Here is a 13,341-nt window from a genome sequence, read left to right on the forward strand (position 1 = left end):
CCTTTTTTCTTTAGTGCACTCACCCGGGGCCCGAGGAGGGGGGGGGCTAGGGGGAGGAGTAGTTGACGTGGTAGTGGGGTCGGAACTAGGAGATACGGTCTGACTGGGCTGAGTTTTTGACGTTGAAGAGGACGCAGAAGCAGTTGCTTTCTGCTGACTGCTGCTAGTGTTTCTAGTCATGGCGAAGCCGATTGCTATCGCTGTGCACAATAGCGCCGTCCCCAGCAGTATTGCGATAATCAGTTGAAGGTGACGCTTACGTGATAAGGCCATGTTTTCTCCTACCGTTCCCTAAAGTTGTCCCCCAATCTTAACGCGCTAATCTGATGGGGCTCAAAGTTTCGCTTTAACCGCCCATTGCGGTCAATCCAGGATTTTCCCAGGGTAAGAGGCTATGCGGATTGGAGTAAGCAGATAGTAGCGGCAGCTGCTATTGCTCCACAAACCGCAGAGTTTCCATGATAAATATCTTGACCATCCGGGGAGCAAAGGTCAGAAATGCAGCGAACTGCCAAGAAAGGGGTGTCTGATAAATATGACACTTGAGCGGCTGCTGCTGATTCCATTTCAGCGGCGAGGGCGGTGGGGAATGTTTCCCGTATTTCAGTAACGTTTTTATCGGTGATAAATGAATCACCGGTCGCGATAGTGCCACAGCGAACTGGCACGTCTTGTAGAGCTGCAAATGCCTGGGAACTTTGGTTTTCCTCACTAGGAGATATAAATCCTGGGGTCTGATCTGGTGGAGTGATGAAAGAATCCGCTATCGCTCGCTTATTTTGTCCCATAGCCTTTAGGCGGTGACCCGCGATAGTCAGCAGTCGCTGGTCGCCAGAGTAGCTGGTCGGCATTCCCGGAAGTTGCCCAGGTAAATACCCGAAAACAGTAGCATCAGCGCTGTGGAAAACATAAGTGTCGCCAAAAATAATTTCCCCCACTTGGCTATCCTTAGCTAAACCGCCAGCGGTTCCCGAATACAGCACTTGTTTAGCTCCAAGAACCTCAATCGCGATAGTGGTAGCGCGGGCAGCATTAACCGTTCCCACCCCGCTTTGAACCGCGAGAATTCCGGAAGGTACTTCCGGAAAATCTAGGGGATAAAAACCTAAACCTGAAACTTCTGTTACCGGGGTAGGGAGCGCTTTCCTAGGATCCTCAGGAGTGTAAGAATCCTGGTGGCGGTGAGATAGGCACTCTCTCAGCCAAGAACGGTTTACCAAAGGAGCCAGCTCGGTGAGCTCCGCGCAAATAACTACGGTGTCACAAGTTGTCATAAGTATTCCCAATCTTTAACGGTAAATCTGATTCCAGCTGTCTCGCGCCGCCAAAAAACGGGAAGTAGCCGCTTTTGCGCCCTCTAGACTATGGTGTGCTCCCCAGCCACATTGACGTTCATTTGCGGCCGGCACTGCAAGGGCGCTTTGGATATCTTCAAAAGTCTTTGCCAGTAGCTGGGCGAACTCGTCAGGTTCTACCCCCAACATCAGGGCATAAAACCCGGTTTGGCAACCCATAGGAGAAAAGTCAATGAGCCTGTCGGTGTGGTTGCGCATCAGTTCGGCGGTCAGATGCTCAATTGAATGGACAGTTTTCATCTCTAAATGCTTTTGGTTTGGTTGGCAAAACCGCACATCATATTTGACTAGCTCATCGCCGCCCGGTAGTTGCTTTCGGTCTGCGACCCGCACAAAGGGAGCCGCCACTTTCGTGTGGTCAAGATTGAAAGATTCCACGTTCATGCGTTCACTCATAGTTTTCTCCTTAGCTAATCGCAGTTCTGGATACCACCTTATCGATATATATCTCCCCAGTGCATCGTAGGAGTAGTGTGTATGCGCTGCGGGTCTAGCTCGGGTTGCGGGGGCGAGGTTTTTCCTGTAATTTCCGCGCAGAGCCTAGGTTTTTCCTCCCGCCCAAGAAATTTGGAAAACGTAGCGACGTTTTCCGAATTCTTATGCCCACCGCACCCACTCGGATAAAACCCAGGCTCCACGCTCGCTGGTACCATCCGCGTAAATACCTCAGTGAGAACAAGAACCGCCAGATGCCCACCTAGCCTGCTCGGATAAAACTTTTCCCCCGAGCAAGGGCTGTGGCTGGTACGGGAATCCCGCAAGGTACGCAACTAGCGTGCAGGGGCGGATTTATGCCGCAGGGTAGGCTCCGGGCACTAAATCCGTGAAAATGCCAGAGCATTTTCCGGATTTCGGGGCGCAAGGCAAAATCCGCCCCTGTGCGCGGACGACTGTGAAAGGAAAAATCCAGCCCCCGCGCGGTTCGTGACTGAAGAGAAAGCGCCACGACACTTTCGACACGCCAGGGAAAGTTTTATCCACAATTTTGGTGGAATCGCTCACCAAGCATCGTGACGGAGAAAAGTGTCTAAATGCCAGGCAGACAGGGGACGCTTCGGCAGTAAAGCACAGCCATCCCCAAGCTATCCCCAGAAATTCGCCCTCTTTCCACCGGTTATCCCCAAACACACCATCTTGGGGTATTAGCGTTAGGTAACTACTAGGTGTAGTGTTTAGTTCAGCGCCGAAAAATATCGGCGCGAAAACTACACTGGTGTTATTCTTTGAATAGCGCAGACGAAGAAGACCATAATTAAGGAGCGCAGAAACATGTCCGTCACCGTTTACTCCAAGCCCCGTTGTGTACAGTGTGATGCGACCAAACGCGCCCTAAAGAAACAGGGTATTTCTTACGCAGAAATTGATATGAGCCAAGATTTGGACGCTCTCGAGCACGTAAAGTCTTTAGGTTTTGTGCAGGCTCCGGTAGTGGTAACTGATACCGATTCTTGGAGCGGATTCCGTCCCGACAAAATCAAAGGAATAGCAATCGCAGCTCGCGCAGCAGCTACCGCCTAAGGAAGTTCCGTCCTAAAGCAGTAACAGATACCGACCGAATTACTCGGCACTAAGAGGCAGAGTATTTCGGCAGTAGCGGTAGCGCGTTTAGGTAACAATAGGTATGTAGCGAGAAGCGAAAACAGTAAGGCAGGTCAAAGGTGAGTAATACAGAACCCCTGCTAGTCTATTTTTCTTCCGCAACCGGAAACACTAAACGCTTCGTAGAAAAACTCGGCTTTCGTAATAAAAGGATTCCGCTGCGTCCTCGTGATGAATTCCTATATGTAAACGAGCCCTACGTGATTGTGGTACCCACCTATGGGGGAGGAAACATCAAAGGGGCTGTACCCAAGCAGGTAATCAAGTTCTTAAACGAAAAGAGCAACCGCGAACACTGCGTGGGAGTTATTGCCAGCGGAAACACAAACTTTGGGAAAGCGTATTGCATTGCCGGCGATATCCTCGCCCAAAAATTAAATATCCCGTTTATGTACAAGTATGAGCTTCTGGGAACCCCCCAGGACGTCGAGATATGTCGTAAAGGACTGAGTGAGTTTTGGCAGAAAATCTAACTGACACCGGAGTAGAAACCGCGCCCTCCCCGGAACTGGACTATCATGCGTTAAATGCGGAACTGAACCTGTATGACAAAAACGGGAAAATTCAGTTCGAGGCAGACAAGGCGGCTGCCCGCCAATACTTCCTGCAACACGTAAACCAGAATACGGTGTTCTTCCATGACCTGGAAGAAAAAATGAAATACCTGGTAGAGCAGGGGTATTACGAACAGGAAGTCGTGGAGCAATACCAGTTCCAGTTCATTAAAGACCTGTTTAAGCGAGCCTATGCCTACAAATTTCGTTTCCCCACCTTCTTGGGGGCGTTCAAATATTACACTTCCTATACCTTGAAAACTTTCGACGGTAAACGCTACCTGGAACGTTTCGAGGATCGGGTATGCATGGTGGCGCTTTACCTGGCACGCGGGGATGAAGAACTGGCAATAAAGCTAGTAGACGAAATCATGACCGGGCGTTTCCAGCCCGCTACTCCCACTTTCCTAAATGCGGGCAAGAAAGCCCGCGGGGAACTGGTTTCCTGTTTCCTGCTGCGCATCGAGGACAATATGGAATCGATTGCGCGGGGTATTAATTCTGCCCTGCAGCTTTCAAAACGAGGAGGAGGGGTCGCCCTCTCCTTAACTAACCTGCGGGAAGCAGGTGCTCCCATTAAGAAAATCGAGAATCAGTCCTCCGGGGTAGTTCCGGTAATGAAACTGCTTGAGGATTCGTTTTCTTACGCCAACCAGTTGGGGGCGCGGCAAGGTGCCGGAGCGGTCTATCTAAATGCCCACCACCCCGACATTATGGAATTCTTGGACACGAAACGGGAAAATGCGGACGAAAAAATCCGAATTAAATCCCTGTCTTTGGGGGTGGTAATCCCAGATATTACTTTCCACCTGGCACGTAATAAAGAACCCATGTACCTGTTTAGCCCCTACGATATAGAGCGGGTCTATGGGAAACCGATGAGCGATATTTCCATCACCGAGCATTATCGGGAAATGGTCGAGGACGGACGGATTCGCAAAAAGAAGATTGATGCGCGGCGTTTCTTCCAGACCCTGGCGGAAATCCAGTTCGAGTCCGGTTACCCCTATATCGTTTACGAGGACACCGTGAACCGCGCTAACCCGATTAAGGGGCGGATTTCCATGTCCAACCTGTGTTCAGAGATCTTGCAGGTCTCGGAAAAGAGCGAGTTCAATGAAGATTTAACCTATGAGCACGTGGGTAAAGATATTTCCTGTAACCTAGCTTCGCTAAATATTGCGAAAACTATGGATTCTCCGGACTTTTCCGCCACCATTGAAACCGCGATTCGCGGCCTGACCAGCGTATCTGACTTGTCAAATATTCGCGCAGTGCCTTCGATTGAGCGCGGAAATGCGATGAGCCACGCCATCGGTTTGGGGCAAATGAACCTGCACGGCTACCTGGCGCGGGAAAAAGTATTCTATGGCAGCGAAGAAGCCCTAGATTTCACCAATATGTATTTCATGACCGTGGCATTCGAAGCGATTAAAGCCTCTTGCAAGATTGCGAAAGAGCGCGGGGAACGCTTCGAAGGATTCGAGGATTCGCAGTATTATTCCGGGCAGTATTTTGAAAAATACGTTAACGGGGACTGGACTCCCAAGACCGAAAAATGCCGTCAGCTGCTAGAAAAATCATCCATCAACGTACCTACCAGCGAAGATTGGAAGAAACTGGCGGAGGACGTCCGGGAATACGGAATGTATCACCAGAATCTGCAGGCGGTACCCCCAACCGGATCGATTTCCTATATCAATAACTCCACCTCTTCAATCCACCCGATTGTGGCCAAGATTGAGATTCGTAAAGAGGGTAAGATTGGGCGAGTTTACTACCCGGCTCCCTATATGGATAACGACAACCTAGAGTACTACCAGGACGCCTACGAGATTGGTCCGCAAAAGATTATCGACACTTATGCGGTAGCTACCCAGCACGTAGACCAAGGGCTCAGCTTAACCTTGTTCTACCCGGATACGGTCACTACCCGCGAGGTAAACAAGAACTATATTTACGCCTGGCGTAAGGGAATCAAAACCCTTTACTATATGCGTTTGCGCCAACACGCTCTCCAGGGAACCGAGGTCGAGGGCTGCGTATCCTGTATGCTCTAGGGCTTCAGTAAAGCACCATAAGGGCGGTAATGCACCTGGAGGGTCGTTCGCTCGCTGGAGGGTGATTCTACGAAACCTTACCAGCAGTTTTAATCAATCCCCCGACCATTCCACCCTCCTAAGACAGTTCCGCCCTCCTAAAACCGACCCCAGCAGAGCATTTTTCCCTACTGATTCAAAACACAGGGCTAATGCCCGAATGGGCATTAGCCCAAAACACAAGCAATCGTTAGAACAGAAAGATACTTTATAAACGAACAGATGGTTGCGGGTGGGGAAGAAAAACTAAATCTTCCCCACCCGCAACTATTTACTATTGGACAATCGCTGCTGCACTTAAAGAATTAGAAGTCCCAATCGTCGTCCTCGGTATCAACAATTTCCCCTATAACGTAGGAAGAACCCGACCCGGAGAAGAAATCATGGTTTTCATCTGCCGACGGTGAAAGCGCCGCTAGGATCGCGGGGTTCACATCGGTAGAGTCCGCCGGGAATAGCGCCTCGTAACCCAGGTTCATCAGGGCTTTATTGGCGTTGTAGCGCAAGAATTTCTTTACGTCCTCGGTCAGTCCCAGGGGATCATACAAATCTTCGGTATAGGACTCTTCGTTATCATAAAGCTCGGTCAGTAAGTCAAAGGTGTAATCCTTGAGCTCTTCTTGCCGCTGCGGAGAGGACTCATTAACGGCGAGCTGGTATTTATAGCCAATGTAATAGCCATGCACCGCTTCGTCCCTGATAATCAAACGAATCAAATCTGCAGTGTTAGTCAGCTTGGCGTGAGCCGACCAATACATGGGAGCGTAAAAGCCGGAATAGAACAGGAAAGACTCTAACAAGGTGGAAGCCACTTTACGTTTCTCAGGGTCATCACCCCGGTAATACTTTTCTACGATATGGGCTTTACGCTGTAGGTTCTCGTTTTCTTCACTCCAGCGGAAAGACTCGTTAATCTCGGTGGTAGACAGCAAAGTCGAGAAAATCGAAGAATAAGACTTCGCGTGCACGCTCTCCATAAAAGCGATATTGGTGTAAACCGCTTCCTCGTGCGGGGTGCGGGCATCCGGAATCAGCGAAACCGCGCCCACCGTGCCCTGCAAAGTATCTAGCAAAGTCAGGCCGGTAAAGACCCGATTCGTCATCAGCTGTTCTTCCGGTTTCAGAGTCTTCCAGGACGGCAAATCATTCGACAACGGAATTTTTTCGGGCAGCCAAAAGTTCCCCGTGAGCCGATCCCATACTTCCAGATCTTTATCGTCCTCAATATCGTTCCAGTTGATAGCCTGAATAGTGTCAGCCAGTTTCAGCTTGTCAGTCACGAAAAATTCCTTTCATCCTCTGAAATAACCGTGCAGCCTCTTCCAAAAATCGGAAAACAGCTGAGGATACTAGCTAGTCTACAAGGCAAATCTTTGCCCGGCTAGAATAGGTAACTATGCGCGAGGCAGATGAACTTATCAAGAAAACAAAATCGCTAGATGGGCGCTCCTATGGGGGCTATAAACAGCTGATTGGGCAATGGAGTTTCGGGGATTTCACTTTCTGTATTGACCGGGTGCAGTCCGACCCCTTTGCCCCGCCCTCAGCCTGTCGGGTGCTGGTTCCGCTAGAAACCGCCGAAATTCCCCCAGAAATGGTTGAGGACAAGCTAGGTCGAACAGCAACCGCCGACTTTTTGGCGCGTCGCGCCCGCAAAATCTTTGGTACAGCGCGCTCACACGGAAAAACAGGCTCAGAGCTGAGGATTGCGCCAGTCGGGCAGGAAATCTTGCAGCGCTCCTCGGTTACCATAAATGCGCAAGGGATAGAGCTGCGCCTACAGGTTCCTTTCCCGGCAGCGGGGCGGCGGATTCTCGGTCACAACTTTGCGCGTTTCCTCGACTATGACCTTTGTGAACTGATTTACAAGGTCGTATGTTTTGGGGAGGACGACGGCCCCGATATAGCCGATCTCACCCGCCATATTCACACCCTCAAAGACCATGTGGCGTTGCAAAATATTCTTCATGAGCGTGGCTGGGTGGCTTTCGTTGCTGATGGGGCGCTACTGGCTCGGGCTTCCGGTATTAGTGATTTACCGATGAAAGATGCGGTTCCCTTCCAGCTACCTACGGTATTAGGGGAGGATACGCCCTCGTCCCTGGTGCAAACTATAGAGCTGCCCTATAGCGGGAAAATATCCGGAATGGCAATACCCAAAGGAATCACGGTGATTGTAGGGGGTGGCTATCACGGTAAATCTACCTTGCTAGAAGCCTTGGAGCGTTCGGTGTATCCCCATATTCCTGGGGATGGGCGCGAACTGGTAGCCACTTTGCCCGATGCGGTTAAGGTACGTGCCGAGGACGGGCGGGCGATAACTGGCACCGATATTTCTTTATTTATCGGATCTCTTCCGGGGGGAAGTGATACGCGGCAGTTTGTTACGGAAAATGCCTCGGGATCAACCTCCCAGGCAGCGGCGATTAGCGAAGCAATAGAGTGTGGAGTGCGGGCGCTGTTGATTGACGAAGATACCTCGGCCACCAACCTGCTATTACGTGATAGTCGAATGCGGAAGCTAGTGCGCACAGAGCCAATTATTCCGCTTGTTGATCGGGTGGGAGGTATTCGGGATGAACTGGAAGTCTCCACGATTATGGTGATGGGTGGCTCGGGAGATTTCCTGGATTTAGCCGACCAGGTGTTATTGCTTGAGAATTATCTGCCCTACGATGCCACAGCCAGGGCGCGGGAAGTGAGCGGGGCAGAAGACGCGGCAAGCAGTACGGATAGTGCAGCCCCCGAGTGGCCGCAGGTGGCAGTGCGCAAACGTCTCCTGCTATCCTGCCCGCCTCCACCTGCGGGGCGGCGCGAAAAAACTCGCGCGGAAGGCACCGCCACTTTGCGTCTTAACCGGGAAGAAATCGATATTTCCGTCCTCGCCCAAGTAGTTGATCCCGGACAAGCAGAAGCTATTGCCTATGCGGTCCGGGCTTTAGTCACCAGTGCTAACGGCAAAGAAACCATCGCAGACGCTTGTCACCGCTTCGCAGCCGAATTTGACTCCTCCAGTTGGCAGGCTTTTGCTGCCGGACGCTATCCGGCATTCTTAGCCGAGCCGCGCCTCCAAGACATTTTCGCGGCTCTATGTCGCTATCGGCAGTTAAAAGTCCGCTCCGCCTAAGTCGCGCTACATTTTCGCCCTCCCGGTGCGGTTGCGCCCTCCCGAGATGGGAATTGTGGTCGGTATTGGGGCGGTTTGCCGGTATTGGGAGGGTGGAAATGCCAAAGCTTTTCGGATTTCGGGGCGCGAGGTAAAAACCGCCCCCGCATTTCCGACCGGTCGCGCGCCCGCCTGTCGGGGGAAACTTTCCTCTGCGTCTAGTACCGTCTAATCGCCCTCTGGGGAAACTAATGGAAGAGAGGTAGGTGAGCGCGCTTAACTGCATGAGGGAAAATGCGCATAAAATCAAGGCAGACAAAACAGGTTAGCGTAAGGGAAAGTAATGACGAATAAACCAGCAGATATTGATGAAATCATACAAAGTCATTCGGGTGGATTACAACGTAACCTGTCTAATCGGCACATCCAGTTAATCGCGATTGGTGGGGCAATCGGAACCGGATTATTTATGGGATCCGGGCGCACTATCCACCTCGCCGGTCCGTCAGTTCTCTTGGTCTACACCATTATTGGTGCGGTACTCTACCTGGTAATGCGGTGTATGGGTGAACTGTTGCTTTCCAACCACAAATACGGAACTTTCGCTGATTTCGTCACCGACCTGCTAGGTCCGACCGCAGGATTCGTAGTGGGGTGGACATACTGGCTATGTTGGATTGTGACCGGAACAGCAGAAGTGATAGCTATCGCCGGTTATTTTAGTTTCTGGTGGCCACATCTACCACAATGGATACCAGCAATTTTGACGGTAGTGCTCCTGTTTTCCCTAAATGCCATGACTGTAAAAGCATTCGGAGAAACCGAGTTTTGGTTTTCGATGATAAAAATAGTGGCCATAATTGCGTTAATCTGTTGCGGAGCGGTAATGGTTATAGTGGGATTTACCTCCCCAGATGGGCAACGCGCTACCTTGACTAACCTGTGGTCACATCCAGGCGTTAGTGGCAGTGCCATCTTTCCCAACGGCTTCACCGGATTCTTAGGCGGATTCCAACTAGCTATTTTTAGTTTCGTAGGAATCGAGCTGGTAGGCACTACCGCTGCCGAAACTAAAGATCCCGAAAAATCATTACCGAAAGCTATCAACTCCATTCCGATTCGGGTACTACTGTTCTATGTGTTCGCGTTAGCAGCGATAATGTCGGTAACTCCCTGGGACTCTCTTAACCCTGAAACTTCCCCCTTTGTTGGATTGTTTTCGCTAGTAGGGCTAGTTTTCGCTGCCTCTTTGGTGAATCTAGTAGTAATGACCTCCGCAGCTTCATCGTGCAATTCCGGGGTTTACTCGACTTCCCGCATGATGTACGCCATGGCTTTACGTAGCGACGCCCCCCGGGTTTTCCGTAACCTTTCCCGGCGTTCAGTGCCCTTAAACGCCCTGATAGTAACCTGTTTGTTCCTGCTTACATCCATCGCCTTAATGGCGGTAGGGGGAACCGTCATGGAAGCTTTCACCCTGGTTACATCGGTAGCTTCCGTATTGTTTATGTTCGTATGGGTAATGATTGTTGCATCCTATGTGGAGTATCGCCGCCGCTTGCCCCATCTGCATCGTAAATCGATTTTCGCCATGCCTGGCGGATTGTTCTCGGTAGTCGTAATCAGCGCTTTTATCCTGGGAATGGTGTTCGTCCTCGCCCTAGATAAATCTACCCTGTATGCCATGCTAGCGAGTGTCGTCTGGATTGTAGTGATTACTGCCGTGTCGTTCCTAATGCGGCGCACCCCCCGTAACGCCAAAATTCAAGCCGAATTTGCTGCCCGTCGTCGCCGGGAACTTTCCCTCGCCAAGCAGCAGCGTTAATGGTTTAGCTTTGCTGCCATCTGGTTTGGTAAAAGCATTCCGAGGTCTCTATTACCTGCTTTGTAGGGGTGTCGCGCGCGGCGGGGGCGGTTTTTGCCTCGCGCCCCGAAATCCGTGAAAAGTGCTTTGCATTTTCACGGATTTAACGCTCTAAAATTTACCGAAATTTAGATTTATTACCAGGTATCCGATTCTAGGGAATCTTGGTGGCTTGGGTGTCTACCCTTCGGCATAAAACTGCTACCTGCGTCTGCTTGGAAGAAACTTTCCTCCTGCTTTTCCTGTACTTAAACCCATATCTTTTACCGGCCGCGCCTTTGCGTGTTTGGAAGTTGTGGGTGCGGGGGAAAGTTTGTCCTCCTGCCCAAGAATTTGGAAAACGTGGCGGCGTTTTCCAAATTCTTATGCCCACCGCACCTACTCGGATCAAACTTTCCCCCGCCCTTCTGTCATTACTTTCGCGTATTTACCTGCCGTGCCTCTTTTTTGGTGACGTTTTGACCCTCCCGGTGCGGTTGCGCCCTCCCGAGAGGGGAAATGTGGTCGTAATTGAGGCGTTTTGCCGGTATTGGGAGGGTGCTTTTGTCTCGGGAGGGTGAAAACGGCGCACATTCCTGAAATCAGGAGGGCGGAAAAGTTGCTCAGGTGAGCGTGGTTGCCTGGTTATATGCCTAGAAGTTGCAGATGCGGGGGCGGTTTTGTCTGTGAAGGGAGCTAACGTCATGCGAACTTTGGTGTGGGTTACGCCCTTAGAGGGAATATCTAGGAGAGACTGGAGAGGGCTTGCAGCATTACCGGAGTTACTCGCTCAATTACTTCCAAAGTATCGGAGAACTCGCGTGCCCCACCATACCAAGGATCTGGAACTTCCATATCACCCGGAGCGCCTTCGGGGTCAAACTCGCGGTATAGACGGACTTTGCTTTCATCAGCTCCCCAGCGTTGCGCCATACGAGTTAGGGCGCGCTGATGCCCGCTGGTCATAGCTAACAGTAGGTCAAAATCCTCAAAATCACTGGGTTGTATCTGGCGGGCATAATGGGTAGGAACTAGCCAACCATGCTCTTCTAAGATTTGAACCGCGCGATAATCTGGCAGGTTACCATGCTCCTCATCGGACACCCCCGCCGAATCAAAGAACAGGTTATCAAGCATTTCTTCTTCGCTCTTTTGGGTTGCTACGGCTTGTGCCATTACTGACCGACAGATGTTTCCAGTACAAACGAATAGTATTTTAGTCATCTTAAATCCTTTCGCCGGTGAGTTTGGTAGCCCTGATTCCCTGAATACTGGCGCAACGAGTGCGTATGTAAGGGGATATCCGCTCCGCTATCTTCATATCTTTATATCTTTATATTTATGGGCAGGTAAAATCGGAGATTAATGCCCAACATTGGAGCTCTTTTTTCGTAAATAGTATTTAGCCTGTTGATAGTAGAACAGCTATGAAGTGGCAGAAAAATATTAGCCACAGTTTCAAAATCTTGCCTAAAGATGACTAGGCTAGTTCCATGGAAGATAACACCAATAGAGAAGTTCTTACCTGGCAAGGATTCGGGGACGCTACCCGCCAAATCGCGCAAAATATAGTTGATTCCGGATGGATGCCTGAACTGGTGGTGGCAGTTGCGCGTGGCGGTTTGCTTCCTGCCGGGGCGCTGTCATATGCGTTAGGGCTAAAAGCAATCGGCACTATGAACGTAGAGTTTTATACCGATATAGAGGAAACCTTGCCCGAACCGGTGCTGATTCCACCTTTAATGGATGTTTCCGCATTGTCTGGTAAAAGAATATTGGTTGTTGATGACGTGGCGGATTCTGGTAAAACCCTCGATTTGGTGATGCGCCTGATTCGTGAACGTGGGCTTCCCTCGGGATCTGAGGGCGAACGAGTCGCGGTTTCTGAGGCACGCTCCGCCTGTATCTACGTAAAATCTCGGTCGATTATTAAGCCTGATTATGTGCTGAAACATACCGATAAGTGGATTAATTTCCCCTGGTCTACGCTCCCTCCTGTAAGTGGCGCGAGCCTAGGGCATTAGAGCAAGGATTCTTGCTGCCGGGGGTTTCCTCTTTACTAGGACGAGCTTTAGGTTTTGCTTTTCCCTAGCGTATAGCCCTCAGGTTATTCTGTCGCTACCATTCCCGCCAGGCAGCAGGGGAGAGCAGTTTCTAAGAAATGACTAGAGGGGCGCACTATTTGTCCTGAAGTTGCCTGTCCGGATCGATTTATCAGGTCTGCTTGCCACAGAGCGATTACGGTGAATGCGCAATCTAGAGGGGCGACGCGTAGACGTAAACCCAAAGTTTGCAGGTATCCGGTAATTATTTGCGCTAGTTGTTCTTCAATGGCTGTTATTTCTTGGCGTAGAATCGGAAAAAATTCTCTATTTCGCGCTGCGTACACCCGTAGTTCGGTCAGTACCAGCACGAATTCGCGTTCAAAAAGCATGGTTTCAGAAATGGCTGCCGCTACCCGTGACCAATGGGAGGTTAAGAAAAAACCTGTAGAGGGGTTATCCTCCGGGGGTAAAGATGCCTTGATTAGGGCTTGTACCTGGGAAAGCTGGCGAGAAACCTGGGCAAATTCGCCGTGAATGTATTGACGCAAAAAATCGGAAAAGGCTGAAAAATTAGAATAGAAAGCTCCGCGTGAAAAACCGGCGGCTTCACATAGGGGTTTCACCCCGGTTTTCCCTAGTCCTTCGTTGGCAAATAGTTCACGTGCCGCAGCGAATAGTTTTTCGCGTGTTAATGTCCGTCTGACCGACACTGCCTGTGGTCTGCCCGGTGATGTTGTCAT

At 50.6% G+C, this 13,341-nt stretch carries 11 protein-coding genes; 6 read left to right on the top strand and 5 right to left on the bottom strand.

Annotated elements, in window-relative coordinates; genetic code table 11:
* Window positions 1-392: 392 nt before the first annotated feature.
* Both QZT94_RS05815 and QZT94_RS05820 read right to left on the bottom strand, forming a co-directional pair.
* Window positions 393-1,274: a hypothetical protein gene (locus tag QZT94_RS05815; RefSeq protein WP_296761105.1), complete on the bottom strand. Its 882-nt coding sequence runs from the start codon at window positions 1,272-1,274 to the stop codon at window positions 393-395.
* 15 nt (window positions 1,275-1,289) lie between these two features.
* The gene (locus QZT94_RS05820; protein WP_072510714.1) at window positions 1,290-1,751 is read right to left on the bottom strand and encodes an S-ribosylhomocysteine lyase; all 462 of its coding nucleotides are present in this window, start codon (window positions 1,749-1,751) and stop codon (window positions 1,290-1,292) included.
* 873 nt (window positions 1,752-2,624) lie between these two features.
* Between QZT94_RS05820 and nrdH the strand changes: the two genes are divergently transcribed.
* The 3 genes from nrdH to nrdE all read left to right on the top strand — a co-directional run bounded on the left by nrdH (window position 2,625) and on the right by nrdE (window position 5,568).
* Window positions 2,625-2,873 carry a glutaredoxin-like protein NrdH gene (gene nrdH, locus QZT94_RS05825; protein ID WP_270626322.1) on the top strand — a complete coding sequence of 83 codons (249 nt, stop codon included), beginning with the start codon at window positions 2,625-2,627 and terminating at the stop codon, window positions 2,871-2,873.
* A gap of 140 nt (window positions 2,874-3,013) precedes the next feature.
* A complete protein-coding gene (nrdI, locus tag QZT94_RS05830) occupies window positions 3,014-3,427 on the top strand; it encodes a class Ib ribonucleoside-diphosphate reductase assembly flavoprotein NrdI (protein ID WP_296761103.1) in 414 nt (137 codons plus the stop codon).
* The gene (gene nrdE / locus QZT94_RS05835) at window positions 3,412-5,568 is read left to right on the top strand and encodes a class 1b ribonucleoside-diphosphate reductase subunit alpha (protein ID WP_296761101.1); all 2,157 of its coding nucleotides are present in this window, start codon (window positions 3,412-3,414) and stop codon (window positions 5,566-5,568) included. The genes nrdI and nrdE overlap by 16 nt, the downstream gene beginning before the upstream one ends.
* A gap of 344 nt (window positions 5,569-5,912) precedes the next feature.
* Here nrdE and nrdF read toward each other — a convergent pair whose 3' ends face one another.
* On the bottom strand, window positions 5,913-6,887 hold the full coding sequence (gene nrdF / locus QZT94_RS05840) for a class 1b ribonucleoside-diphosphate reductase subunit beta (protein WP_296761100.1): 975 nt from the start codon (window positions 6,885-6,887) through the stop codon (window positions 5,913-5,915).
* Window positions 6,888-7,003: 116 nt separating this feature from the next.
* Between nrdF and QZT94_RS05845 the strand changes: the two genes are divergently transcribed.
* Both QZT94_RS05845 and QZT94_RS05850 read left to right on the top strand, forming a co-directional pair.
* A complete protein-coding gene (locus QZT94_RS05845; protein ID WP_296761098.1) occupies window positions 7,004-8,734 on the top strand; it encodes an ABC-ATPase domain-containing protein in 1,731 nt (576 codons plus the stop codon).
* Window positions 8,735-9,056: 322 nt separating this feature from the next.
* Window positions 9,057-10,538 (top strand): amino acid permease, encoded by a 1,482-nt coding sequence (locus QZT94_RS05850; RefSeq protein WP_296761097.1) that lies wholly within the window; start codon window positions 9,057-9,059, stop codon window positions 10,536-10,538.
* Window positions 10,539-11,300: 762 nt separating this feature from the next.
* Here QZT94_RS05850 and QZT94_RS05855 read toward each other — a convergent pair.
* Window positions 11,301-11,780: a low molecular weight protein-tyrosine-phosphatase gene (locus tag QZT94_RS05855; protein WP_296761095.1), complete on the bottom strand. Its 480-nt coding sequence runs from the start codon at window positions 11,778-11,780 to the stop codon at window positions 11,301-11,303.
* Between the two features lie 269 nt (window positions 11,781-12,049).
* Between QZT94_RS05855 and QZT94_RS05860 the strand changes: the two genes are divergently transcribed.
* Entirely contained in the window at window positions 12,050-12,580 is a 531-nt protein-coding gene (locus QZT94_RS05860; protein WP_296761093.1) for a phosphoribosyltransferase, read from the top strand.
* Window positions 12,581-12,663: 83 nt separating this feature from the next.
* Here QZT94_RS05860 and QZT94_RS05865 read toward each other — a convergent pair whose 3' ends face one another.
* A complete protein-coding gene (locus QZT94_RS05865; RefSeq protein ID WP_270626333.1) occupies window positions 12,664-13,341 on the bottom strand; it encodes a TetR/AcrR family transcriptional regulator in 678 nt (225 codons plus the stop codon).

Source organism: Varibaculum sp. (genome assembly GCF_008661855.1).
Classification (GTDB): Bacteria; Actinomycetota; Actinomycetes; order Actinomycetales; family Actinomycetaceae; genus Varibaculum; species Varibaculum timonense_A.